The sequence below is a fragment of the Mesorhizobium sp. M0815 genome, assembly GCF_040319995.1.
Classification (GTDB): domain Bacteria; phylum Pseudomonadota; class Alphaproteobacteria; order Rhizobiales; family Rhizobiaceae; genus Mesorhizobium.
In genome coordinates, this window is sequence record NZ_JAMYOU010000017.1 from 14,566 (window position 1) to 38,948 (window position 24,383).

A 24,383-nucleotide genomic window follows, 5' to 3' on the forward strand; every position below is an offset into this window, starting at 1 on the left:
AAGGCTATTCGCGGATCGTCGCCCTCGACACTGGATCTTCATGTCCCTGACCGCAGGACGCGACTACAAGACCCGTGTGATGCCTGAGACGGCCGTCGAGCAGGCAAGGCAAGCGATGAAGAACGTCGAAGGCGCGCTTGAGGCGGTCGGCAGCAGCCTTGCGGATGTTGTGCGGCGACGCATCTTCATTCCGCGCCAGGAAGACGTCCCGGAAGTCATGGCCTATATGGGCGAGAAGTTCCGGGACATCTCTCCGGCAAGCTGCGTCAGCTGTGGTCCGTTGGGCGGACCTGAGTATCTCTTCGAAATAGAGCTCACTGCGTATCGTGGTGCTGGCTCCCTTCCGGCGAAGAACCTGGTGGTCTCGCTCAAACGGCAAGTCAGGCGGGACAGAACGTTTTCCACTTATTCCGTAAGGATAGCTTAGTGGCAGGCTTCTCATTAGATTATCGCATTCGTATATAGTCTACATTCCGAATGCCTGTGCAGCCGATCTCCTGCGGTCGCCTTATGAGGATCCTGATGCGACACGCAAATGAAACAGGCGCCATTCTGGCTCCCATGACGCAGATGGAAAGCACGCAGTTCGCTGCGGAGCAAATCCGGAACGCGATCATTGCCGGGCACTTCAAGCCCGGCGACCGGCTCGTCGAGCAACAGCTTACCGACATGTTGAACGTCTCCCGGCATCCGGTCCGGGAAGCATTGCGCCTGCTTGCTCGCGAGGGGTTCGTCGAGATCAAGCGGAACAAGGGAGCATCTGTCAGGGCGGTGGACGCAGACAGCGTCATCGAAGTCTACAATATCCGGATGGCTCTAGGAAAAATTGCCCTGGACCATCTGCTCGCGGAACCAGGTCGCCTAGCTTCGGTTGACCTCAAGCGTCTCGAAAAATTGGCTGAGAATGCCGTCAAGTTTGCTAACCTCGATAGCCAGGTCGAGACCGTTCGCAACGATCTTGAGTTCCAGCAAGCGATCATTGACGCGACGGGATTGCAGCGGACCATCCGCTACTTTTCCGAGCTGACCGCAGATGTGAGGCGCTTCAACCATCAGTTGGGCGTTGTCTATACAGACCGAAAGGGCGACGCCGAGAAGTATGTCGTCAAGCTACTCGAAAGCTTGCGCGACGGAGATCTCCGCACTGCGCATGAGATCTGGCAAGCCAAGTTCTCGAAGGCTCTCGAGCGCTACCTTTCGCTGATTGCCGACAGTGAATCAGATGGGGCGAGCCGCAACAGCGTGAAGACCGGTCGACCCTCACGTCGGTAGCAAGGGACGGCCTCGCACGAAGCATCTTCGCGCGTTGATTGTCCTCCCGATTTCGGCATCTAGGTCATGATGCGGCTCGGGCTTGATCGCCAACATGCACGCGCTTTTGCTTAAACAATGTTGCACCTGATTTCACTAGCAGAATCGACGCAGACGCGTCATTGTGCAATGAATATTGCGAAAGAGTGCAACATGAAACCGACCGCTGAAGCGCCGCGTGACTATGAAGAGCTCATCCGGCTCATCCACGACCGCTACGACGAAATGAGCAAATCCTACCAGAAGATCGCGGTCTATCTCACCCAGAATCCTAACGACGTTGCTGTCAGGTCGGTGAATGCAATTGGGGATAGCAGCGGAGTGCATGCCTCAAGCTTCGTGCGCTTTGCGCAGGCGCTCGGTTATGAAGGCTTCAAGGACCTCCAGTCTCTCTTTCAGAAGCGCCTGTCGACCGCCGCGCCCGGCTTCGAGGCTCGTATCAAGGCGCTGGAAGGCGAATTGGGAGCGCGAACAGATCGTAGCGAAGTCGGATTCATGCGCGACCTCGTGGTTCGCGACATTGCCTCGCTTCAGGACATGCTGACACAGATACCACCCGAGGATCTGGCCAAGGCAGTGACCCTTCTCGAAAAGGCCGACGCGATCTACCTGATCGGGCAGTTGCGATCGACGCCTGTGGTCGAACTTCTCCGCTATATCTTGACGATGCTGGGCAAACGTTGCGTGCTGCTTGATCCCGGCGGCGGACTTGCTACGCATATGGCGCGCATGATCCGCAAGACCGATGTCTTGTTTGCCGTGTCCTTTCGCTTCTACGCCAATGAAGTGGTCAATGTCGTGGAAGAGGCCGCTCGCAGCGAAGTTCCGATAATTGCTATTTCCGACAGCACGCTGTCTCCGCTAGCCAAGAACGCCAGTGTTCTCTTCGCCGTACCGGAGCATGAATATACCTTTTCCCGTTCGCTTGCCGCCCCAATGTGCCTCGCCCAGGCGCTGACGGTTGCACTCGCGGCGCGACTGCAGAACAACGCTGTCAGTCCGCGCATACCCACCGTCACCGGGCAGTAGCGGTTCCCCGACAACAACCCGGGCGTTCCGCGTCCTTGGCATTCCGGTTGCGAACCAAGCGCGCCAGGTGCACTCGAGCCTGGATGTCGCAATAGAAATTGCGCGTTTCGCACGATGCAAAGATTTCATTGTCGCATCGTTGACACATCGTTCATTGCGGAATATTTATATCTTGCAATTTTCGTTGCAGCCTATCCTTAAACCGGTTCGGGGTGCCCCGTGCCGTCGTGAAGGGGGGGCGAACTGAGTATTCCATGGGAGGAAACTATGAAGCGACTTCTGACCGCATTTCTGACGGCAACCGCTATGGCAAGCGCCTTGGCGGCGGCACATGCTCAAGATGCCAAGAAAGTGTTCTTTTTACTGCCGAATACCACGACAATTCGCTTCACAAGCCGGGACGCGCCGTTCTTTGTCGCGGCAATGAAGGAGAAGGCGCCGAACGCTCAGGTGACCGTGCAGAATGGCGAGGGGGATCCGGCGCGGCAGCAGCGGCTGGTCGAAGACGCCATCACCCAAGGCGCCAGCGTGATCGTGCTCGCGGCGACGGACGCAAACCTCGCCGCTGGCAGTCTTAAGGCGGCAGCTGATGCGAAGGTGCCGGTGGTCCTTTATGATCACGACGCGGTCGGCGGCAAGGCCGAAGCGCACGTCGTCTTCGACTCATTGTCAGTTGGCCAAGCCCAAGGCAAGCGCGCCGCCGAGCTGATCAGCGCAATGAAGAAGTCGCCGGTCAAGGTTGCGCGCGTGAAGGGTAATGAGGGCGAATACGGTACAGGCCAGTATGAAAAGGGCCAGAACGAATTCCTTCAGCCGTTGATCGATTCCGGCAAGGTGAAGGTCGTCTGCGAGCAGTACACGCAGAACTGGGATCCGGCGCTGGCTCAATCTTTCGCCGAAGACTGCCTGACCCGCAATGGCGGTGATGTCGATGTCTTCCTCGGCATGAATGACGGTACCACCGGAGGCTCGGTTGCCGCTCTGATCAGCCAGGGGGCCAAGCCTGGCGACAGGCTGGTGACCGGCGGACAGGACGCGACCGTTGAAGCGTTGCGGTACGTCGCACAGGGATGGCAGGACAACTCCGTGCTCAAGGATCTCAAGGTTGAAGCGACCTATGCGGCGGACGTCGTGGCTTCGATCCTGGATGGCAAAGGAGTGCCAAAGGATCTGATCAACGGCAAAGTGAACAACAAGTTCATGGATGTGCCGGCTGTCTTCCTGCCGGTGAAGAACATCACCTTGGATAATCTCTCGGACGTCGTCACCGCCGGCGTCTGGACCTGGCCAGAAATCTGCAAGGGCATCGAAGACACCGAAGTCTGCAAGAAGAACAACAAATAGCGAGATCGACCGAAGGACAGCGGCGCTCGCTGTCCTTCGGTCACCTGATGGGAGGAGCCTGATGGTCAAAGCGGCAGCAACCCGCGGCGGCGCCGATGTTCGTGCGGCGCATAAATCCACGCCGCTAATTTCGATGCGCAATATCCGTAAGTCGTTCGGGTCGGTCCATGCTCTTCAGGGGGCTTCGGTGGACGTCCACGCCGGCGAGGTGGTCGCCCTGGTCGGCGACAACGGCGCCGGCAAGTCCACGCTCGTCAAGATCATGGCGGGCGTCTTCGGCTTCGACTCTGGAGAGTACACCATCGAAGGCCAACCGGCGAAAATCGGCAATCCTGCCGACGCCACTGCCCTTGGGATCCAGACCGTCTATCAGGATCTAGCGCTCTGCAACAATCTGGACGCCGTGCAGAACCTGTTTCTCGGGCGCGAGCTGACCGGTCCGACATGGTTCGGCCGACGGATCCGGCGTGCCGAGTGCGAAGTTCGTGCCCGCGAGGTGCTGACGCGCATGCGACTCGGCCAGCTGTCACTGACGCGTCCTGTCGGAGCAATGTCTGGCGGCCAGCGACAGAACATAGCCATCGCACGTTCCATTCTGTGGACGCCGAAGGTCGTCATATTCGACGAGCCGACAGCCGCACTCAGCCACTCCGCAGCCGAACAGGTCTCGGCCCTGGTCCGCACGTTGGCCGACGAAGGGCTCGGCATAGTCGTGGTTAGCCACGACATCCACAATTTCGTCGTCAACGCCACCGACCGCATAGAGGTCATGCGCCTGGGCGCGAACGTCGCGAGTTTTAAATCGAGTGAAGTGACAGGCGAGCAAGTGGTCAACGCGATGGTCGGTGGCAACGAGGCAGTCAACCTCGCTGGCTGAGCCCCGCGGGGCGAAAAGTATCAGAAGGATACGTCAAGAATGGCAAACTCGGCCGCCGCTTCCGGTGACGTCAAACGCCGCACCATCGGCGAAGTGCTCAACAGCGACATGCGTGCGCTGCCCGTCATAATCGGGCTGGTGGCGCTGTGGGTGTTCTTCGCGCTCCAGAGCAATGTCTTCCTGACACCGCAGAACCTGTCGAACCTGCTCGTCCAGAGCACGGTTGTGGGCATCATGGCGATCGGTCTGATGTTCGTGCTGCTGGTCAAGGAAATAGACTTGTCGGTCGCAGCGATCAACGGCGTGACATCGGTCCTGATGGCCAAGCTGGTTGTCGACTACGGCGTTTCGCCCTGGCTGGCGGTGACGGTCGCAATCGTAATGGGTGCTGCTATCGGCAGCTTTTCGGCGCGCTGGGTCACGTTTGTCGGCGTACCGTCCTTCGTGGTGACGCTGGGGCTCGGACTGGCTCTCAATGGCTTGCAACTCGTGCTTTTGCCTCCGACCGCCCGCTACGGTTTGATGGGAACCGGTATCGACAAGATTGCAGAGACTAAGATTTCGGGGATCACGTCATGGAGCGCGCTGGCGATTGGGCTCGTCGCGTTTGCCGCTCTGGTCCTGTCGGGCATTGCCCGCAGAAAGCGCGCCGGTCTGGAAGCTTCCCTGTTCAGCCGATTTGTGCTGCCGCTCGGCGCGGCCGCGATTTTTGGCGCCATCGTCGTGATGATCCTCAACGCACATCAGGGCATACCAGTTGTGGTTTTGATCTTTGCAATCCTGCTCGGGATAGGCGGGTATATCCTCAAGGAAACCCGGTTCGGCCTCTATCTTTATGCGGTCGGCAACAATGACGAGGCTGCGCGACGGGCCGGCGTCAAGGTTGCGCGCATCAAGATGGCGGCCTTCGCTATTGCCGGCGCTATCGCTGCGCTGGCTGGCGTACTGGGCGCGTCGCGGGCACTAGGCGTTGGCGTCTTCTCCGGTGGCGGAGTAGGGGGCGGCACGCTGCTGCTGGAATCAATTGCCGCCACCGTCATCGGCGGCGTCAGCCTGTTCGGCGGCCGCGGCTCCATTCACGCGGCCCTGTTGGGCGCGCTTGTTATCGGAACAGTCCAGAACGGGCTCAACCTGATGGGCGTCGAGAACTACGTTCGCCTCATCGTGACGGGACTGCTTCTCGTGCTGGCGGTATCGATCGACAAGCTGATCGAAAAGGCCATGGGTCAGCAGAATTTCTGATTTGCTTCAAACCCACTCTGAACGACCGAATTCGATACCTTGGCGGTCGTTCAGTTTCGAAGGTTCGATGACGCGATCTGACCCGAAGCAGACTCGCAGGTGAAGCAGGGCATAGCCGCTCCGCGCCCAAATATAGCCGTTGAGGTCCGTTTGTGCGTCACCTGAAAGCGACATCCTATCGGGTCGCAGGACGCCCGCGCCAGTAGCTGACATCTGCGTCAGATATTCTCCGGCGTGACGATTTCAAAAGGTATGGATCGCTGAAGGGTGGCAAATGGTGCTTGCGGTCCAATGACATCGATCATCGTTTGGACAAGAAGGGCCGAGGTCGATTCGAGCGGGTGGCAAAGAGCTGCAGTGATCAGGCCCTCAGACAGTCCCTTTCGAGTTTCGGGTCCAATGTCACGGCATACTACTTTGATACCCGACCGCCGCTCAGGAGACACCTCCCTCAAGGCACGAAGTACACCAGTTATTCCGCCGCCGACGATCAGAATTCCGACAAGATCGTCAGTCGATTTCAGAAGCTCAGTCACCATTCGATAGGCCTCACTGGCTTCCTCGTGGGTCGGACGGCTTTCCTCTACCGCTAGCCGTGGAGCGTGCTCGCGCAAATAGGAACGGAAACTGGCGTCTGACACATCCTGGCATTGATACCGGTGGTTGCCTATGAAAACCGCTATACGACCCGGTCCGTGAGTGGTTTGGGTAATCAGGAAGGCTGCAGTGCGCCCCAGCTTCCAGTTGTCGGTGCCTACATATGCGGCCCTTTCCGGCGCGGACTGATCCGTGATGTAGGAGACAACCGGTTTGCCCATCTCGTTCAGCGAACGGATGGCCTGGCCAATGATGGGATGATCTGCCGCGACCACCGCAACGGCGTCGCATGAATCGCCCAGCGCAATCAGACCGCTCGCGATTGTCTCCGGCGTCAGCAGATCCACGAAGTCGACTATTGGATCGATGACCTCGTCGCGACGCTCGCGACAGGCGGCAATAATCTTCTTCCCGAACAATTGGTAGAGATCACGGGTCGACTGCTGAAGCAGGAAGCCCAATCGGTAGTGTGGAGATATTTTACGAGCCCGATCATCAATGGCTCCGATTCCGTAAAACCCAATTTCCTCCGCTGCGCTTTGTACTCGTTGGACGGTCTTCGGGCGTACTGAAACGGTGCCACTTAGAATTCGATTCACGGTCGCCACCGAAACGCCTGCCGCAGTAGCGAGATCGTGGATTGTCGGTCGCCTCATGAGCTCCATCCCATCTATATCATCATGACTGATATTAAATGATACAAATGTCGCTTTGATACTATTTTCGCCTTCTAGAAATATCAAGCCTCCGATATGAATGCCACCCATTGAGGGCCGATGTTTGGACGAGCCCAGTTGGGAATAGCTCCGCAGGGAGGCGCTGTTACGATGGATGACCTTCAGTATGGAACGCGCGATAAACGCGGTAACTGGGCTCCGCATCGCCGGGCCGAGCCGGCGCCAATCTGGCATCATCCGTTCAATGCAAAGAAGGTGGTGGCGTGGATTCCTGAATTTCTCTGGCCGTGGAACGCCTTTCATATTGCCACGTCGATTATTTGGGTGAACTTCCTTATCCCAAGCTGGCAGAGCCTCGCGACCTTCTCAGTTCTCAACTACTTCTGGCTATACGGCCTAAACGCCGCCGGCATATTCCTTTTCTATGGCTTCTTCGAGCTGCGCTATTACTTCCAGCGGAAGCAACAGAACCGCTTCAAATATAATCCAAAATTCCCTTCGGACGCGCCGTCTGACGTGTTTTGGTTTCAAAGCCAGAACATCGACAATTTCACCCGCTCGTTTTTCGTCACGATACCACTATGGACAGTGGTCGAGATCGTGATGCTGTGGGTCTATGCAAACAGCTGGGCGGTCTGGCTGCCATGGACGACGAATTGGCTTTACCTCTCGTTCCTGGTGCTTATCGCGCCGGCCGTGCATGAGGTCTATTTCTTCTTCCTTCACCGGGCGATCCATTGGCCGCCGCTCTACAAATGGGTGCATTCGGTCCACCATAACTCGATCAATCCAAGTCCCTGGTCGTCGCTGTCGATGCACCCAGGCGAAGGCTTCCTCTATCATGCTGAAGCCTGGCTGCACCTGTTGATCCTTTCTAATCCGGTCTGCGCCTACTTCACGCTGCACGGAGCGGGATTTGGAGCGGTGAACGGCCACCTCGGCTTCGAGACATTCGAAATCACCGACAAGGTTAAACTCGATAGCCATTCGTACGTGCACTACCTACACCACAAGTATTTCGAGGTGAACTACGGCGGTGATGGGCTGGTACCCCTCGATAAGCTGTTCGGCACTTGGCACGACGGCAGCAAAGAAGCCGATGAGGTCATGAAGGCCCGCTTCCGCAAGAAGAAGGAAAAAATGCGTGGCCAGCAGGAAGGCCGCAGCGATCCCACGTCTGGAATGCCGGCGGAATAACGATCCAAACGCTGTTTCGACTGCGCCTGAGAGGAGTGGGCCCGGGACAGCAAGACTTTTTTGTTGAGACCCCACGGGGTAAATTGGGAGGAAGATTATGAAGCTTTTCAAGACACTCGTGTCGACAGCGGTGCTGATTGGATTCAGCGCCGGCGCGACGCTCGCTGCCAATATCTTCGTGGTTGGCGGCAAGCCGGACGATCCGTTTTGGTCGATCGTAAAGCGCGGTGCTGAAGACGCTGGCAAGGTCGTCGAGGCCCAAGGTGGCAAGGTCACCTGGCTCGGGCCGCAGAACTATGACAATCTGGGCGTGGACGCCGCCGAATTGATCCGTCAGGCCATCGATCAGAAGGCCGACGCCATCGTCGGCCCGGACTGGGTGCCGGAAGCGATGGACCCGGCGTTCAAGGCAGTGAGGGATGCTGGCATTCCCCTGATCATCTACAACGCCGGCGGGCTGAAAGCGGCCGATCGTCTTGGCGCCATGAACTATGTCGGCTCAGACGACTACAAAGGCGGTGTCGCGGCTGGCGAGTACCTCACCAAGGCCGGCAACAAGAAGGGCGTCTGCATCAACACGCTGCCCGGCGCCGCCAATATTGAGGCCTTCTGCGGCGGCTTCAAGGAGGGGATGAAGAACGGCGGTGGCGAAGCCGACGTCCTGCCATTGCCCGCTACATCCTTCGGCTCGGCAACGGCCGTCGCCCAGGCGGTCAAAGCCTATCTGCTGCAGCACCAGGACGTGAATGCCGTCTTTACCATCGGCAACGTTGACGCCAACTCGGCCATGAACGGCCTTACCCAGGCCGGCAAGGTTGGGAAAGTGCAACTCTGCGGCATGAACTTTGACGAAACCATCCTGAACAACATCAAGGATGGCAAGCAAGCCTGCGCGATCGACCAGCAAGGCTACCTGCAGGGATACCTAGCTGTAGCGATCCTGAACGGCCACGTCAATTACGGCTTGGCGGTGCCCACCCGCGAAATCCTTACGGGACCAGGCATCATCGACAAGACAAACGTCGACGCCACCATCGCCGGTGTGAAAGCAGGGGCGCGATAATCCTCCCGCCTGGGCCGCCCTCGCTTTACAGCGGGCGGCCCTTTTTCCCTCTCTCTGCGGCGGCCACATCGCGGCCGGCCGCGTGATCGCGGATTACCCTAATGGCACATCCCGTGACGTCCACATTAACCCCGGCGCCTCACCGCACGCGGTCCGGACTAGCCCTCGGCCGGCTGGCGCGTCGACCAGAGGCGGGCTCGTTCCTCGGGCTGGTCGCAGTTCTGCTTTTCTTTGGCCTGTTCGGCGGAAGTGCCTTCACGTCGGCAGCCGGCACGGCCAGCTGGTTGAACATCGCGTCTGAGATCGGGATCATCGCGCTGCCGATAGGGTTGCTGATGATCGCCGGGGAACTCGACATCTCGGTCGGTGCCGTGATCCCCGCGGCGTCTCTCACCGCTGCCATCGTCTCGGGTCACTATGGGTTGCCCGACTGGCTTGGCATAACGGCCGCGCTTGGTCTCGGCCTCGCTGTCGGCTTTCTCAACGGGCTGTTCGTGACGAGAACCACCATCCCGTCGCTCACAATAACCATTGGCACCATGTTCCTCACGATGGGTCTGACGCTAGGTCTCACCGTCAAGATCGCCGGCAGCACCGGCGTCTCGCTCGTGCCGGACCCGCTCACCAAGGTAATCTTCGGCGACTATCTCGGCGGCATGTTTCAAGTCACGATCCTATGGTGGGTGGTGTTCGTGATTGGCTTGTTCTGGCTATTGCACATCTCCCCGATAGGCAACTGGATCTATGCACTCGGCGGTGACAAGGAGAGCGCGCGTAATGTCGGCATTCCGACCAAACGGCTGACCATTGGTCTGTTCATGCTGTCCGGCTTCAGCGCCGCTTTCGTTGGGGTCAGCGAGGTGATGGTTTACCAGAGTGCGCAGGTTCTGGCCGGTCAGTCCTTCATCTTCAATTCCATCATGTGTGTGGTCATTGGGGGCGTTCTGCTCACGGGCGGCTTCGGCTCGATCGTTGGCATCGTGTTTGGCACGATTACCTTCTCGATCGTGAACCAGGGCATCTACTTCACGAGCATGGATCCCAACATCGGTAGCGTCATAATTGGCGCGCTTCTTTTGATCGCGGTGCTGACCAACGACACCTTCCGGCAGCTGGCGCTCAGCTATTCGTCGAAGAAGGGGCCGCAGTCATGATGGACGCAATCAAATCGGTGCTGCGCCGTCCCGAAGCCGGCTCGATCCTCAGTCTTATCGGCGTCGTGCTGTTCTTCGTTCTGTTCGGCGGCGCCAGTTTGGGCACGCTCGTTGGTGCAGCGAGTTGGGTCAATTTCGCGGCCAATCTGGGCATTGTCGCCATTCCAGTCGGGCTGCTGATGATCTCAGGCGAACTCGACATCTCCATCGGCGCTTTGATCCCCGCGGGTTCCATGACAACCGCCATACTCACCGGCTATTACGGACTGCCCATTGGGGTGGGAATTGCTGGGGCGCTGACAGTCGGCGTGGCGGTCGGCCTGGTCAACGGCCTGCTGACGATCCGCACCTCCGTGCCCTCGCTAATCATTACTCTGGCCACGCTGGTCGCCATGCAGGGGGTGGTGCTCAGTGCTTCGGTGCTTCTGACCGGGACTGCCAGCGTTGCCCTGACCGCGCCGGGCTGGGCCAAATTCCTGTTCGGCCAGTTGATCGGTGGCAGTCACCAGGTCATCATCATCTGGTGGATCGCATTCGCCGTGATCATCGGCTTCGTTCTGCACAAGACCCGTTACGGCAACTGGCTGTTTGCAATGGGCGGCGATCGTGTCAGCGCCCGCAACGCCGGAATTCCGACAGACCGCATGACCATTGCGCTGTTGTGTTGTCCGCAGTCAGCGCCACCTTTGTTGGCATCTGCCAGGCGATCCTGTTCAATTCCGCCCAAGTCTCCGGCGGCATGAACTTCATCTTCAACGCCATCGTGTCCGTGGTGGTGGGCGGCGTATTGCTGACCGGCGGTTTCGGGTCGGTTGTTGGTATCTTCGTCGGCACCATCACCTTCGCCATAGTCAGCCAGGGCATCTACTTCACCCAGATCGACCGAAACTGGTCGAACCTGATCATCGGTGTGATGCTCTTGGTGGCCGTGCTGATGAACCAGTCGTTCCGCGATTTGGCTTTGTACTTCAGACCGCGGGGTAAGCGAAGCCTGCCGCGGGAGCCAGCAAACCCATGAGAAACGAGTTGTTACAGCAGCCGGGCCCTGAACTCGTTTCCGTCAACGGGCATCGAGCTTCGATGAATACCCTGGCCGATCAACCGCATCAGCCAAGCCGGTTCGCAGATGAAGAGGTGCGCACGCCATGAACGACAAACCTGCCATTCTCGAGCTGAAAAGCCTCAACAAATCCTTCGGGCCGATCGATGTCCTGCACGATATTTCGCTGAGGGTGCGCGCCGGCGAAGTGCTTTGCCTTCTCGGCGACAATGGCGCCGGCAAGTCCACCCTCATCAAAACCCTGGCCGGGGTCCACAAACCAACCAGCGGCCAGATACTGATGGATGGTCAGCCGGTGACCTTTACTGGGCCGAGTGATGCGCAGGGACGGGGCATCGCCACGGTGCACCAGTTCGGCGGCACGTTTCCGCTGATGAGCATCGGGCGGTCCTTTTTCGTCGGCGTCGAGCCGACCAAAGGTTGGGGACCGTTCAAGATCTACGACCGCAAGCGCGCCAACGAGATCGCGGTGAAAGCGGTCCGGGATTTCGGAATTACCCGCATTGATGACGGTGACCGCCTAGTCGGCGGCCTGTCGGGCGGAGAGCGCCAGTCGCTTGCCATTGCCCGCGCTGTGTATTTTGGAGCGCGCGTGCTGATCCTGGATGAGCCGACCGCGGCGCTCGGCGTCAAGCAGGCCTCCCACGTGCTGCGTATCGTCAATGAGTCCAAGAAGCGTGGCTTGGCGGTGGTCTTCATCACCCATCAGGTCATGCACGCCATGACTGTCGGCGACCATTTCGCGGTGCTGATCCGCGGCGCCATCGCCGATGATTTCCGCAAGGGCCAAAGGTCCCGCGAGGAGATCACGGATCTGATGGCTGGCGGCGAGACCATGGCCGGCCTGGAAGCCCAGGTCGAAGGTTACATGGCCGAGCATGAAGGCCATCCGCCGTCCTTCCAGGTGCTGGAGGGATCAGCCGCTCCGTAGACCCTTCCCTGGAGCCCCGGCAAGTCGGCTGCGCATCACGGCGCGCCGCTGCCCGGTAAATTAGAAACGCAAAGAATAGGACTAAGATGACAATCCGCATTGCGGTGATCGGCGCCGGCCTGATGGGCGCAGATCATGCCAAGATAGTCGCCGAGGAGCTTCCAGGCGCAAAGCTCCAATTGATCTGCGACATGGATCAGCAGCGCGCTCGCCTGGTCGCCGATGCATGTGGTGCCGTCGACATTGCCACCGACCCCAACGGCGCCATCGCGCGGCACGACGTGGACGCCGTGATCATTGCGAGCCCCGATTTCACGCATGCACCTCTCTCGATGGCCTGTATTGCCATGGGCAAGCGCGTTCTGTGCGAAAAGCCCCTTTCACAATCGTCCGCTGACTGCATCGCCGTGATGGAAACCGAACAGAAGGCAGGGGCGAAATTCGTCCAGCTCGGCTTCATGCGGCGTTACGACCGCTCCTATCAGGAAATGAAGCAAGCGCTCGATAATGGTCATCTCGGCCGGGCGCTGATGATGCACAATTTTCACCGCAATGTTGAGACACCTGCGGCCGATTTTACCGGCGCTATGGCCATCACGAATTCGGCACCGCACGAATTCGACGTCGTGCGTTACGTGCTCGGGACAGAATATGCCTCTATTTCCGCGTTCCAGCCGCGCCGCTCGGACGCGCGTGTCGCACCTGTCGTCATGGTGCTGGAGACGGTGGACGGGCAGCTCGTCAATATCGAGATCAACAACAACGCCGCCTACGGCTATGACGTCCGCGCCGAACTGATCGGCGAGCGCGGAGCGGTGGCGACGAACAACATTGCCTACACCCACAGGGAGTCGGCGCTTGCCCAAAGCACAAGCTACGACGCCGACTGGCGGACCAGGTACTATGATGCCTATCGCCGCCAGAACCGCGACTTCCTTCGCTTTGTCATGACCGGTGAGTTCCCCACGACCGCCTCGGATTGCTGGGACGGCTATTGCGCCGCAATCGTTGCCGAGGCTGGCGTGAGTGCGTTGAAGGAAGCCCGTCGTACGCCTGTGCAGATGATTGCAAAGCCGGAGTTCTACGCGTGAAGCTGGGTTTCGTTTCAGACAGTCTCGGCAATCTGCCGTTCGACGCGGTGCTTAATCATGCCCAGCGCATGGGGGTATCCGGCATCGAAGTAAACGCCTGCGGCTGGTCGACCGCCCCGCATTTCCGGCTTTCGTCCATGCTGGGTAACAGGGAAGCGCAGAAGCGGTTTGCTGCAGCCTTCGAGGAACGCGGCCTGGAGATCATCAGCCTCAACGCAAACGGCAATCCGCTGCACCCGACCGATCCGGCCCAAGGCCAAGGATTGAAAGACACGATCCGCGTCGCCGGAGAGATGGGCATTCGCACCGTCTGCACCATGAGCGGTCTGCCGGCTGGCAGCGCTGGCGACAGCATGCCGAACTGGGTCGTCTCGTCTTGGCCGCCGGAAACGCAGACCATCCTTAGATATCAATGGGAAGATAAGCTGATACCCTTCTGGACCGAGATCGCGGCGCTGGCGAAGGAAAACGGTGTCGATCGCATCGCGCTCGAACTCCACGGCAATCAGTGCGTATACAACGTGCCCTCGCTCCTGAAACTGCGGGAAGCGGTCGGACCTGTCCTAGGCGCCAATCTCGACCCCTCGCACCTGTTCTGGATGGGCGCTGATCCTCTCGCTGCCGCCGACGCGCTAGGCGAGGCCGTCTATCACGTTCACGCCAAGGATACGATGCTCAACCGGCCGATTCAGGCAACGACCTCGCTGCTTGAGAATGGGAGCCTGATGAACATTCCGGCACGGTCCTGGAGCTACATTACACTTGGGTTCGGGCACGGCGAGGAGTGGTGGCGGCAGTTCTGCTACCGACTCAAGATGGCTGGCTATGACGGCTGGCTTTCCATCGAGCACGAAGACGTCCTTCTGAATTCGCTGGAGGGACTCGAGAAGTCCGTCGCGCTGCTCCAGGGCGTGATGCCGTCCGCTCCCGCAGACTTCAAACCGCAAGATATCTGAGGAGAGAATCAATGCCCTGGGTTGACGCTTGTGCCGCTGATGAAATCGAAGCCGAGGAAGCTAAACGCTTCGAGAATGGCGACCGTACCTTCGCAATCTTCCGCAACGACGCGGACGAATTCTATTGTACAGACGGGCTTTGCACGCATGAGAAGATCCACCTTGCCGACGGTCTTGTCATGGGGAATACGGTGGAGTGCCCCAAGCATGCTTCCGTTTTCGACTTCACGACCGGCGAAGTAGAGACGCCACCGGCGTGCGAGAACCTCAAGACTTACAAGACAAAGGTCGAGGACGGCCGCGTGTATATCGAGGTCTGACATGTCCGATACCTTTACGCTTGCGGCATGCGCCGAGATGCTCTGGCGCGACCGGCCGATGGAATGGCGCGTCAAGCGCCTCACCGAAATAGGCTTCCAGGTCGGCCTCTGGAACTGGCCCGATCACGACCTCGCAATGCTGGAGAAATCCGGCGCGATCTTCTCGATCATGAACGGCTATCTGCGCGGCAGGCTTGCCGACGACGAGGGTGCCGCCGAACTGTTGAAGACAGCAAAGGAGACGGCGGCGGTTGGCAAGCGCCTCGGCGTCGCGCGGCTCAATTTGCACGGCACCGGGCTCGGCGATGGCGGCATGCCGGTCACGCCTTGCGAAACGATAACCGGCGCGATGTGGCTGAAGGCGCGCGAGACGCTGAACCGTATCGCGGATCTAGCCGAGGCCGAGGGAGTGACCTTCACGCTGGAGAATCTGAACCTTCCGGTCGACCATCCCGGCGTGCCGTTTGGGCGCGCCGAAGACACACTTGCGCTGGTGTCGAGCGTCAACCGACCGGGCCTGCGCCTCAATCTCGATCTCTACCATGCGCAGATCGGCAAAGGGAATCTGATCGCGCTCTGTCGCGCCTGTCTGCCTTGGATCGGCGAGGTCCAGGTGGCCGACGTTCCCGGACGCATGGAGCCCGGCACCGGCGAGATCAATTACCGGGGCATCGCCCGCGCGCTTAAAGACATGGGCTACCGCGGGCCGGTTGGGATGGAGGCGTTTGCCTCCGGTGATCCCGAGGCGGCGCTACTAGCCTTCCGCGAAGCTTTCACCGTCTGAGGAACAAGAATGGTCACCAAGAACACCCGGCCCACCGTCGCAGACATTCGCGCCATGAAGGCGCGCGGCGAGAAGATCTCGATGCTTTATGTCACCACGGAAGAAGAGGCCGCGGCCGCGAACGCGGCGGGGATCCAGATGCTGTCGATCGAGGGGCGCTTTTTCAGTCCTCAAATGCGTGAGGCGGCTGGGCGCTGCTTCGTCCAGGTCGGTCTGCCGTATGGTGGCTGGGGAACCTTTGAGGGCCGACCTCTCGCAACTGCCGAGGACTATCTGCGAGCAGCTTTCCACTTCGCAGCGATGGGAGGTGACTGCTTCTATTGCGCTGCCTCCTATGACATCCAGAAGACATTATGCGATAATCACGTGCCAATCGTCGCACATGTCGGCCTCATTCCTTCCTACATCACCTGGACAGGCTTTCGGGCGGTGGGCAAGACCGGGCAGGAAGCCCTGAAAGTCTGGCAGCAGGTGAAGCAGCTTGAGGCCATCGGCTGCTTCGGCGCCGAGCTTGAAGTTGTCCCTGACAAAGTCGGTGCATTCATCTCGAAGAACACTTCGATGATCATGCTCGGCATGGGGGCCGGGCCGGGAGCCGATGCGCAATATCTGTTCGCCGAGGACGTGCTTGGCCATACCGATGGCCATAAGCCGCGCCATGCCAAGACCTATCGCAATTTCGCGGCCGAGTATGCGCGGCTCCAACAGGAGCGGATTGCGGCGTTCAAGGAATTCGTCGCCGACGTCGGTTCGGGAGCCTACCCGCAGCCGCAGCACAATGTTGCGATCGCGGAGGCGGAATACCGCCAATTCCTGGAGCAGGCGAAAGCCTAAACCAGATCCAGAGACATCCTTCAAATGGGGAGGGACGGGCTCGTCCCCCATCAGCGGGCAAGCGCGTTCAAAACTTTCTCGCTGATCTAAAGATCAACCAGACACACAGCAAAGCTAGAGGACAACTATGCTCAAAGTCGGCCTTCTCGGTGCCGGACGTATCGCCGGCGTTCACGCGACGGCTATCTCGTCGCATCCCGACAGCACGCTCGTCGCGGTGTCGGACATCAATGCCGCAGCCGCGGAAAAGCTCGCTTCCCAGTATGATGCCGAGGCTCGGACCACTGACGCCATACTCAACGATGTCTCGATCGACGCGGTGCTAATCGCAACTTCGACCGATACTCACTCCGACCTGATCGAGCGGGCGACTGTCGCCGGCAAGGCCGTGCTTTGCGAGAAGCCTGTGGATCTGAGCCTTGCCCGCGCACACGCTTGCCAGAAAGTTGCCGCCGGAACTGGCCGCCCGGTGATGATAGGATTCAACCGCCGCTTCGATCCGAACTTTGCATCTCTGAAGGCGGCCGCTGACAGAGGTGAGATCGGCAAGTCCGAACTCCTGTCGATTACGTCCTTCGACCCGGCGCCGCCTCCGGTTGCCTACATCAAGGTATCTGGTGGCCTGTTCCGGGACATGATGATCCACGATTTCGACATGGCGAATTTCATCATGGGAACTGCTCCCGTAGCGGTCACGTCGGTGGCATCCTCTATCGTCGATCCGGAGATCGGGGCAGCCGGAGACGTCGACACGGCTGTCGTCACGTTGACCTACGCGGACGGCCGGATCGCGGTCATCAAAAACTCCCGCCGCGCTGTCTACGGCTATGATCAGCGCGTGGAACTTCTGGGGTCCGAAGGGCTACTGCAGGCGCAGAACATGCTGGAAAACACGGTGGTGAAGTCCACCACCTCTGGCGTGACGGGGGCCAAGCCGACCTACTTCTTCCTGGAGCGCTACATGCCGTCCTATGCCGCCGAATGGGCCGGTTTTGTCGAGGCAGTCAATGGTGGCAAGGCGGTTCCCGTCACCCTAGACGACGGCATTGCCGCGCTGGCGATGGCAGAGGCAGCAACGGTGTCGGCGAAGACCGGTGCCCCCGTCAGTCTAGCGAGCGTTCTGGGCTGAGCCGGCGGATCACCAAACGTCGGGACTCTTGCCGGATCAGAAAGCATGGGCCCTCCGGCTTCGTCATTCGGAACCGGTGCAGGCAGTATCTAGCGTTTTGGAAAACAGGATTTGCCATGGAAAGTCCACGTCCTGAAATGATCATCGACGGGAAGGCCGCTGCGGCCGTTCTGGCGGGCAAGGTCACCGCTGATGTTGCGACACTCAGAGCGAAGACCGGCCTGGTGCCTGGTCTGGCGGCCGTACTGGTGGGTGACGATCCGGCCAGCGCCGTCTATGTCTCCTCAAAGCATCGCCAGACTGTTGCCGCGGGGATGGCTTCCTTCGAGCACCGGCTGCCCGTGCGGACCACCGAAGATGACCTCCTCGGGTTGATTGAGAAGCTGAACGGCGATCCCGCAGTGCACGGCATCCTCGTGCAACTCCCGTTGCCGCCGCAGATCGATGCAAGCGCCGTGCTCAATGCCATTGTGCCGAGCAAGGACGTTGATGGATTTCATATCCAAAATGCCGGCAGCTTGGCGACCGGCCAGGAGGCGCTGGTGCCGTGCACACCACTTGGTTGCCTGATGCTCCTGAAGGAAAGGCTCGGCGACCTGTCCGGACTGCATGCCATCATCATCGGCCGCAGCAACATCGTCGGCAAGCCGATGGCCCAGTTGCTGCTGTCCGAAAACTGCACCGTCACCATCGCGCACTCGCATACCCGCGATCTGGCGCCGGTCAGCCGACATCCTGGTGGCAGCAGTGGGAAGGGCAGAGATGATCCGAGGCGATTGGATCAAGCCAGGTGCGGTCGTGATCGATGTCGGCATCAACCGCGTGACGCGAGACGGTAAGCCGCAGCTCGTGGGCGATGTCGCATTCGCAGAGGCGGCCCACGCCGGCGCCATAACGCCGGTCCCTGGCGGCGTCGGCCCCATGACGATCGCCTGCCTGCTTTCCAATACGCTGACGGCGTTCCGCCGCAGCCTTCAGGCGTAAGTCCGCCCAGGAAGAGAGCCAATGTTGAACTTTGCACTTCGCGTCAAATGCCGCTCGACCAGGGGGATTGTCGCGGCGATCTCGACGTTCCTCGCCGACCAAACCTGCAACATTACTGACAGCGCGCAGTTCGACGACGCCGACACCGGCAACTTCTTCATGCGGGTGAGCTTCCGCTCCGAAGGCGGATGGGGGCTGGAAGAACTCCGTTCGGGCTTCAAAGCAATCGCCTCGCAGTTCGGCATGGAGTGGGAATTCTTCGACGAGAGCGTCAAGCGCAGGGTCATCATAATGGTCTCGCGGTTTGGCCATTGCCTCAACGACCTTCTGTATCGCTGGCGTATCGGAGCGCTTCCGATTGACATCGTCGGAGTGATCTCCAATCACATGGACTACCAGAAGGTCGTCGTGAACCACGACATCCCGTTTCACCTCATCAAGGTAACGAAAGAGAACAAGGCCGAGGCAGAGGCACATCAGATGCGCGTGGTCGAGGACGCGGGCGCCGAGTTGGTCGTCCTGGCGCGGTACATGCAGGTTCTCTCGGACGAGATGTGCCAGAAAATGTCTGGCCGGATCATCAACATCCACCATTCCTTCCTGCCCTCGTTCAAAGGCGCCAATCCGTACAAACAGGCCCACGACCGAGGTGTGAAGCTGATCGGGGCTACGTCGCATTACGTGACGGCTGACCTGGACGAAGGACCCATCATCGAGCAGGACACGATCCGCGTGACGCATGCGCAGTCCAGCGAGGACTATGTCAGCCTCGGCCGCGACGTCGAGGCACAGGTGCTCGCCCGGGCAATCCACGCCCATATCCATCGTCGGGTTTTCCTCAACGGGAACAAGACCGTCGTATTCCCCGCGTCGCCTGGATCGTTTGCTTCAGAGCGATTGGGCTGACGTGGCTCGTGAACGCCTTGCCGTCATGGGCTGGATTTCAGGGCTAGCTGGCTACCGATTCTTCGAAGGTCTGGAGGGTTTCGGATGAAATCGCCTGTACTTGCACACAGACCCAAATGTCTTGATGAGATCAAAACTGCGATCGCGAAGCGCGAGCTTCGATTGACCCCCGCTCTCGAGAAGGTAGCTCGGCAAGCACTTGAAAAGCCGGAGATCATTGCATTTGAAAGCGCGGCCGCGATTGCCCGCCGCTGTGGCGTGGGCACTACTGCGCCGACAAGGCTTGCCCGCTGTTTTGGATTCTCCGCTTTTCGCGAGATGAAGAAGTTCTTTCAGGATAGTATGCGCGTTCGGGGCGGGCGTCCTTTGCCGCCAAGCCACGAACGTGGTTGACCAGCCTGAAAATCTTCGACACGCGTGCAGAGCTAGCGTTGGTCGTCAGATTGCTATGCCGACTAATCAAATCGCATTGAGTAGCGCCGGCGGCATGATCGCGTTCCGTTTACGCCGCAGACCGGCTGGAACTCAATGCTAGAAAAGGTCAGGTGGTGACGACGTCCACCCCACCTACGGTCCGCTCTCTAAGGTCAGTAGCACGAGAGCTGCCATTCCGCGTCCAGCCCCAATGAAGTCATTCCGGAACATGCCTCCGAACGGCCGCCATTGGCGCTAACTTCTCGTTCCGGCAGCGGGCAACTCCCCTTCCATCCTGACCACTTGGGTAGCCAGCTACTTGAGTTTTGACCCAGACTCCCCGGAAGGATTGAGGGCCCGCCGACCTTGCGTCGGCGCACCCCCGATGGCCTGTCAGACGGCGTGAGGTTTCAGCCATGGCTGCCCTTCGGCTTCGGCGCTATCGACGACTGCATCGACGAATGCCACACCCTTCAGCCCGTCATAAGCGGTCGGCACGTTCAACCCTATTGCCGCTGCCTTGCGCCCCTCGCGACGGGCGTGGATGGCTTCGGCAAAGCCGCGATAGAGATTGGCGAAGGCCTCCAGATAGCCCTCGGGATGGCCGGGCGGTGTGCGGGTTCGCACCTTCGCTGCCTCACTCAGATCGTCAGTACCCCGCTTGATGGTCTCGGTGCGACCGAACAGCGGTGAGAAAATCAGCTCGTTCGGTTGCTCCTGGAACCAGGTTAACCCGCCCTTTTCGCCGAAGACACGCAGCCGGATCCCGTTCGAGCAGCCGAGTGCGACCTGTGACGACCAAAGCAGCCCTCGCGCGCCCCCTTCGTAGCGCAGCAGCACATGGGCGTTGTCGTCAAGCACGCGTCCCTCGACGAAGGAAGCGAGGTCTGCTGTCAGGGACTCCAGCTTCAGCCCGGTCACGAAGCCAGCCAGATGATAGGCGTGCGTGCCGATGTCGCCGATCGAGCCGCCACGCCCCGATCGCTTCGGGTCGGTGCGCCAGGCGGCCTGGACATTGCCGGCGGTCTCGATGGCCGTCGCCATCCATTCCAGGGGATACTCCACCTGCACGATGCGGATCGCGCCAAGCTTGCCTGCTGCCACGATCTCGCGCGCCTCATGCACCATCGGATACCCCGAATAGGTATAGGTCACGCCCATGAAGCGTCCGGTCTCGCGCACCAGCTGCTCGAGCGCGATCGCGTCTTCGAGTGTGTTAGTCAGCGGCTTTTCGCAGATCACCTCGTAGCCGGCCTCGAGAAAAGCCTTGGCGATCGGAAAATGGGTGTGGTTTGGCGTGCAGATCGCCACCACGTCGATGCGATCCTCGCGATCGTTTTCCGCGGCGATCATGGCCTTGAAGTCGTCATAGGATCGGGCGGGATCGATACCTTGCGTTGCCGCGAAGCGGTGGCCGCGCGCTGCATCCGCGTCGAACGCGCCGGCTACAAGCTGGAAGGCGCCATCGAACCGGGCGGAGATGCGATGGATGTTGCCGATATAGGCGCCTTCGCCGCCGCCGACCATGCCGAGCCGAAGCGGTCGCTGAAAATCAGCAGTCACGAGCGTGCCCCCCTGTCGATACCTAAAATGGCATCGTTGATCGTGCGGTCCGCACTGGCCTTGACGAAGTCGTCGAAGGCGCGTTCGGAAACGCGGATGATGTGATCGGCGATGAAGCGGGCTCCCTCAGCCGCGCCGTCCTCTGAATTCTTGAGGCAGCATTCCCACTCGAGCACCGCCCAGCCGTCGAAGTCGTAGCCGGAGAGTTTCGAGAAAATCGCCTTGAAGTCGATCTGTCCGTCGCCTGGGGAGCGGAAGCGGCCGGCGCGCCGGATCCAGGGCTGGAAGCCGCCATAGGCGCCGGTCTTACCGTCCGGCCGGAACTCGGCATCCTTGACGTGGAACATTTTGATGCGCTCGTGATAGTGGTCGATGTAGGCGAGATAATCGATCGCCTGCAGCACGAGATGGCTGGGGTCGTACATGATGTTGCAGCGCGGATGGTTGCCGACGCGCTCCAGGAACATCTCGAAGGTCAGCCCGTCATGCAGGTCTTCGGCAGGATGGATTTCGTAGCACAGGTCCACGCCACTCTCGTCGAAGGCATCAAGGATTGGCCGCCAGCGCCGAGCCTGCTCATCGAAACCGTCGTCGATCAGCCCATCCGTCCATTGCGGATAGGGATAGAGGAACGGCCACAGCAGCGAACCTGAGAAGGTGACATGGCGGTCTATGCCGAAACGCCTCGACGCCTTGGCGGCGAGATGAAGCTGCGCGACTGCCCATGCTTGCCGTGCGGCCGGATTGCCCCGCACCTCGGGTGCCGCGAAGGAATCCGCCGGATGATCGTAGGCGGGATGCAGGGCCACGAGCTGGCCCTGCAGATGCGACGCCAGTTCGGTGACAACCAGGCCATGTTCGGCGAGCTTGCCGGCATAGTCGTCGCAATAGGTCTGGCTTTCAGCCGCTTGCTTCAAATCGATGACGCGCTTGTCCCAGGTCGGAATCTGCACGCCCTTGAAGCCCTTGGCCGACGCCCAGCCAGCCAATCCCTCTATGCTGTTGAACGGCGCTTCGTCGCCCGCGAACTGAGCCAGAAACACAGCTGGCCCCTTTATGGTCCGCATCTTGCTCTCCTTCTGGCGGCAGCGCCGCCGGTTCATCCGTTATCGAAACAGTAGCCGCCTCGAAGAGTGACGCGGTTCCTCAAGGCAGCCGCTTTTCTTTTCCGTCTCCGGTCGGCGGTTCCGATGGCTTCAGAGCGCCATCGCCTTCTCAGGCACAGCCATGGGGCCGGGTGCGGCGCCAAGCACGGTCTGGTCGTAATCCACCACCGCACCCGTCATGAGCCCGGCATCGTCCGAAACGAGGAAGTTCACCGCCCGTGCGGCTTCGCGGGGATCGATCAGTCGCCCGAACGGCAGGTTTGCAACGGCTTTCGCCTCCCAGTCGGGATCGCCCTTCTCGCTCGCCTGCAATTCCCGCTCGTGATCGGACGCCATCCAGCCGATATCCAGTTGGTTAACACGGATGCGGTTCTTCATGACGGAAAACGCCGTGTTGCGGGTTAGCGTCGCCAGTGCCGCCTTGGTGGCGCAGTAGACGTTGATGAAAGGCTGGCCGGCCTGCTGCGAGATCGAGCCGATGTTGCAGATCGCACCCTCGATGCCGTTGCGGATCATGTGCCGGATGGCCTCCTGCATGAGGAAATAAGGTCCGCGCACATTCACGGCGAACAGGGCGTCGAACAATTCTGGCGACGTGTCGAGGATCGTGCCCCGGTCCGTCCGGGCACCTGCATTGACCAGCACGTCGATCCTTCCGAAAACGCGCTCCGCTTCGGCGATCACGCGGCGGCAATCCTCGACATTTCCAAGATCGGCGCTGACATAATGCACGGGCACGCCCGTGGCGTGCGAAATGTCGGCGGCCACCGCGCGGCCCTTGGTTTCGTTGCGGCCAAGCGTGACAAGGCCAGCCGCACCGGCTTGCGCGAGCTGGCGCGCGATAGCCGCGCCCAGTCCCTGCGTCGATCCGGTGACGACGCAGATCTTACCATCCATCCGGTTCATGCCTTGTCCTCCACTGTGTAGCCAGCCGCGGCCATGACGCGCAGCAATTCCTTGTGACCTATCTTCGCCATTTCGAGCGGCGGGCTTTTGACGGGATCCTGCTCGGCTTCAACGACGAACCAGCCTTCGTAGCCGTAGCTCGCCAGGCGCTTGACGATCGCCTCGAAGTCGAGCGATCCGTCACCCGGTACGGTGAAGGCTCCCTTGACCACCGCGTCGAGAAAACTTTCCTGGGTGCGGTCTAGCCCGTCTACGACTGCCTGGCGGATATCCTTGGTGTGGACATGCGAAATGCGGGCGTGGTGCTTGTCGACCACCCGCTGCACATCGCCGCCGGCAAAGGCCATGTGGCCGGCATCGTAGAGCAGGGCCAGAGCCTCGCCGGAATGCTTCATCAGCAAGTCGAGCTCTTCCTCGGTCTCGATCGGCGCGGCCATGTGGTGGTGGTAGGAGATCGGCATGCCCTCGTCCGAACACCATTCGGCGAAGGCAGTCATCTTGCGACCATAGATTTTGATCTCGTCTTCCGAGAGCCGCCGCTTGGTGGAAAGCGGCGCGGAGCGGTCGCCTTGTATGGTGCCCGCAGTCTCGCCGTAGACGATGCAGGGGGCGTCGACGGCCTTGAAGAGCTGCATCTGCTGGGCGATGCGGTCTTTCTCCGCTTCGATATCGCCGTCAAGCAGCAGGCCGGAGAACCAGCCGCCGCAAACGCTCATGCCATGCTGCCTCAGAATGGGCTCGAGCACCGCCGCGTCCATCGGGAAGCGGCGGCCAGTCTCCATGCCGCTGAAGCCGGCCTCACGGGCCTGCCGCAGACACTCCTCCAGCGAAACGTCGTCGCTCAGTTCGGCGAGGTCATCGTTCCACCAGGCGATAGGCGCGATGCCAAGCTTGGCCCTCATCTTGAT

The 24,383-nt window shown here is 60.1% G+C and carries 23 protein-coding genes and 2 pseudogenes; 20 read left to right on the top strand and 5 right to left on the bottom strand.

From position 1 onward, the window contains the following. The first annotated feature begins 40 nt into the window (after nucleotides 1-40). The 6 genes from NKI01_RS19240 to NKI01_RS19265 all read left to right on the top strand — a co-directional run bounded on the left by NKI01_RS19240 (nucleotide 41) and on the right by NKI01_RS19265 (nucleotide 5,803). Nucleotides 41-427: a Rid family hydrolase gene (locus tag NKI01_RS19240; protein WP_023718644.1), complete on the top strand. Its 387-nt coding sequence runs from the start codon at nucleotides 41-43 to the stop codon at nucleotides 425-427. Nucleotides 428-522: 95 nt separating this feature from the next. After that, nucleotides 523-1,272, top strand: a complete 750-nt coding sequence (locus NKI01_RS19245) for a GntR family transcriptional regulator (RefSeq protein WP_051409654.1) — start codon at nucleotides 523-525, stop codon at nucleotides 1,270-1,272. 117 nt (nucleotides 1,273-1,389) lie between these two features. After that, the gene (locus NKI01_RS19250; RefSeq protein ID WP_352964250.1) at nucleotides 1,390-2,340 is read left to right on the top strand and encodes a MurR/RpiR family transcriptional regulator; all 951 of its coding nucleotides are present in this window, start codon (nucleotides 1,390-1,392) and stop codon (nucleotides 2,338-2,340) included. A 306-nt stretch (nucleotides 2,341-2,646) separates the two neighbouring features. Further along, complete coding sequence (locus NKI01_RS19255; protein ID WP_352964253.1) at nucleotides 2,647-3,684, top strand: ABC transporter substrate-binding protein; 1,038 nt, start codon at nucleotides 2,647-2,649, stop codon at nucleotides 3,682-3,684. Nucleotides 3,685-3,745: 61 nt separating this feature from the next. Continuing rightward, nucleotides 3,746-4,561 (top strand): ATP-binding cassette domain-containing protein, encoded by an 816-nt coding sequence (locus NKI01_RS19260; protein ID WP_023718640.1) that lies wholly within the window; start codon nucleotides 3,746-3,748, stop codon nucleotides 4,559-4,561. Nucleotides 4,562-4,600: 39 nt separating this feature from the next. Continuing rightward, nucleotides 4,601-5,803 carry a sugar ABC transporter permease gene (locus NKI01_RS19265; RefSeq protein ID WP_023718639.1) on the top strand — a complete coding sequence of 401 codons (1,203 nt, stop codon included), beginning with the start codon at nucleotides 4,601-4,603 and terminating at the stop codon, nucleotides 5,801-5,803. 218 nt (nucleotides 5,804-6,021) lie between these two features. Here NKI01_RS19265 and NKI01_RS19270 read toward each other — a convergent pair whose 3' ends face one another. Further along, on the bottom strand, nucleotides 6,022-7,056 hold the full coding sequence (locus NKI01_RS19270; RefSeq protein WP_352494546.1) for a LacI family DNA-binding transcriptional regulator: 1,035 nt from the start codon (nucleotides 7,054-7,056) through the stop codon (nucleotides 6,022-6,024). A gap of 171 nt (nucleotides 7,057-7,227) precedes the next feature. On the opposite strand from NKI01_RS19270, the gene NKI01_RS19275 reads away from it, so the two are divergent. From NKI01_RS19275 to NKI01_RS19340, 14 genes and pseudogenes are all read left to right on the top strand, one after another. After that, entirely contained in the window at nucleotides 7,228-8,274 is a 1,047-nt protein-coding gene (locus NKI01_RS19275) for a sterol desaturase family protein (RefSeq protein WP_023718637.1), read from the top strand. 97 nt (nucleotides 8,275-8,371) lie between these two features. Beyond that, a complete protein-coding gene (locus NKI01_RS19280; protein ID WP_352494524.1) occupies nucleotides 8,372-9,337 on the top strand; it encodes a sugar ABC transporter substrate-binding protein in 966 nt (321 codons plus the stop codon). Nucleotides 9,338-9,438: 101 nt separating this feature from the next. Next, nucleotides 9,439-10,491 (top strand): ABC transporter permease, encoded by a 1,053-nt coding sequence (locus NKI01_RS19285; RefSeq protein WP_352964255.1) that lies wholly within the window; start codon nucleotides 9,439-9,441, stop codon nucleotides 10,489-10,491. Beyond that, nucleotides 10,491-11,509, top strand: a pseudogene (locus NKI01_RS19290) (ABC transporter permease). The gene NKI01_RS19285 and the pseudogene NKI01_RS19290 overlap by 1 nt, the downstream one beginning before the upstream one ends. A 127-nt stretch (nucleotides 11,510-11,636) precedes the next feature. Further along, entirely contained in the window at nucleotides 11,637-12,482 is an 846-nt protein-coding gene (locus tag NKI01_RS19295; protein ID WP_352589364.1) for an ATP-binding cassette domain-containing protein, read from the top strand. Between the two features lie 86 nt (nucleotides 12,483-12,568). Further along, nucleotides 12,569-13,573: a Gfo/Idh/MocA family oxidoreductase gene (locus tag NKI01_RS19300; RefSeq protein WP_023718632.1), complete on the top strand. Its 1,005-nt coding sequence runs from the start codon at nucleotides 12,569-12,571 to the stop codon at nucleotides 13,571-13,573. Then, complete coding sequence (locus tag NKI01_RS19305) at nucleotides 13,570-14,529, top strand: sugar phosphate isomerase/epimerase family protein (protein ID WP_352964259.1); 960 nt, start codon at nucleotides 13,570-13,572, stop codon at nucleotides 14,527-14,529. Before NKI01_RS19300 ends, NKI01_RS19305 begins: the two co-directional genes overlap by 4 nt. Nucleotides 14,530-14,540: 11 nt before the next feature. Further along, entirely contained in the window at nucleotides 14,541-14,849 is a 309-nt protein-coding gene (locus NKI01_RS19310; protein ID WP_023718630.1) for a MocE family 2Fe-2S type ferredoxin, read from the top strand. Between the two features lies 1 nt (nucleotide 14,850). Then, nucleotides 14,851-15,633 (top strand): TIM barrel protein, encoded by a 783-nt coding sequence (locus tag NKI01_RS19315; protein ID WP_352547748.1) that lies wholly within the window; start codon nucleotides 14,851-14,853, stop codon nucleotides 15,631-15,633. Nucleotides 15,634-15,642: 9 nt separating this feature from the next. Next, entirely contained in the window at nucleotides 15,643-16,467 is an 825-nt protein-coding gene (locus NKI01_RS19320; RefSeq protein ID WP_023718628.1) for a 3-methyl-2-oxobutanoate hydroxymethyltransferase, read from the top strand. Nucleotides 16,468-16,594: 127 nt separating this feature from the next. Further along, nucleotides 16,595-17,596: an inositol 2-dehydrogenase gene (iolG, locus tag NKI01_RS19325; RefSeq protein WP_352589369.1), complete on the top strand. Its 1,002-nt coding sequence runs from the start codon at nucleotides 16,595-16,597 to the stop codon at nucleotides 17,594-17,596. A gap of 65 nt (nucleotides 17,597-17,661) precedes the next feature. After that, a pseudogene (folD, locus tag NKI01_RS19330) lies at nucleotides 17,662-18,580 on the top strand (bifunctional methylenetetrahydrofolate dehydrogenase/methenyltetrahydrofolate cyclohydrolase FolD). A gap of 21 nt (nucleotides 18,581-18,601) precedes the next feature. Then, on the top strand, nucleotides 18,602-19,486 hold the full coding sequence (gene purU / locus NKI01_RS19335; RefSeq protein ID WP_352589372.1) for a formyltetrahydrofolate deformylase: 885 nt from the start codon (nucleotides 18,602-18,604) through the stop codon (nucleotides 19,484-19,486). An 84-nt stretch (nucleotides 19,487-19,570) separates the two neighbouring features. Then, on the top strand, nucleotides 19,571-19,879 hold the full coding sequence (locus NKI01_RS19340) for a MurR/RpiR family transcriptional regulator (RefSeq protein ID WP_084642600.1): 309 nt from the start codon (nucleotides 19,571-19,573) through the stop codon (nucleotides 19,877-19,879). A gap of 414 nt (nucleotides 19,880-20,293) precedes the next feature. Here NKI01_RS19340 and NKI01_RS19345 read toward each other — a convergent pair whose 3' ends face one another. The 4 genes from NKI01_RS19345 to iolE form a co-directional block, all read right to left on the bottom strand. Further along, entirely contained in the window at nucleotides 20,294-21,427 is a 1,134-nt protein-coding gene (locus tag NKI01_RS19345; RefSeq protein ID WP_352964338.1) for a Gfo/Idh/MocA family protein, read from the bottom strand. 32 nt (nucleotides 21,428-21,459) lie between these two features. Next, nucleotides 21,460-22,530, bottom strand: coding sequence for a sugar phosphate isomerase/epimerase family protein (locus NKI01_RS19350; RefSeq protein ID WP_352964262.1), 1,071 nt, complete (start codon nucleotides 22,528-22,530; stop codon nucleotides 21,460-21,462). A 129-nt stretch (nucleotides 22,531-22,659) separates the two neighbouring features. Continuing rightward, entirely contained in the window at nucleotides 22,660-23,475 is an 816-nt protein-coding gene (locus tag NKI01_RS19355) for an SDR family oxidoreductase (protein ID WP_352964264.1), read from the bottom strand. Continuing rightward, nucleotides 23,472-24,377, bottom strand: coding sequence for a myo-inosose-2 dehydratase (iolE, locus tag NKI01_RS19360; protein ID WP_352964266.1), 906 nt, complete (start codon nucleotides 24,375-24,377; stop codon nucleotides 23,472-23,474). Before iolE ends, NKI01_RS19355 begins: the two co-directional genes overlap by 4 nt. Nucleotides 24,378-24,383: the final 6 nt, after the last annotated feature.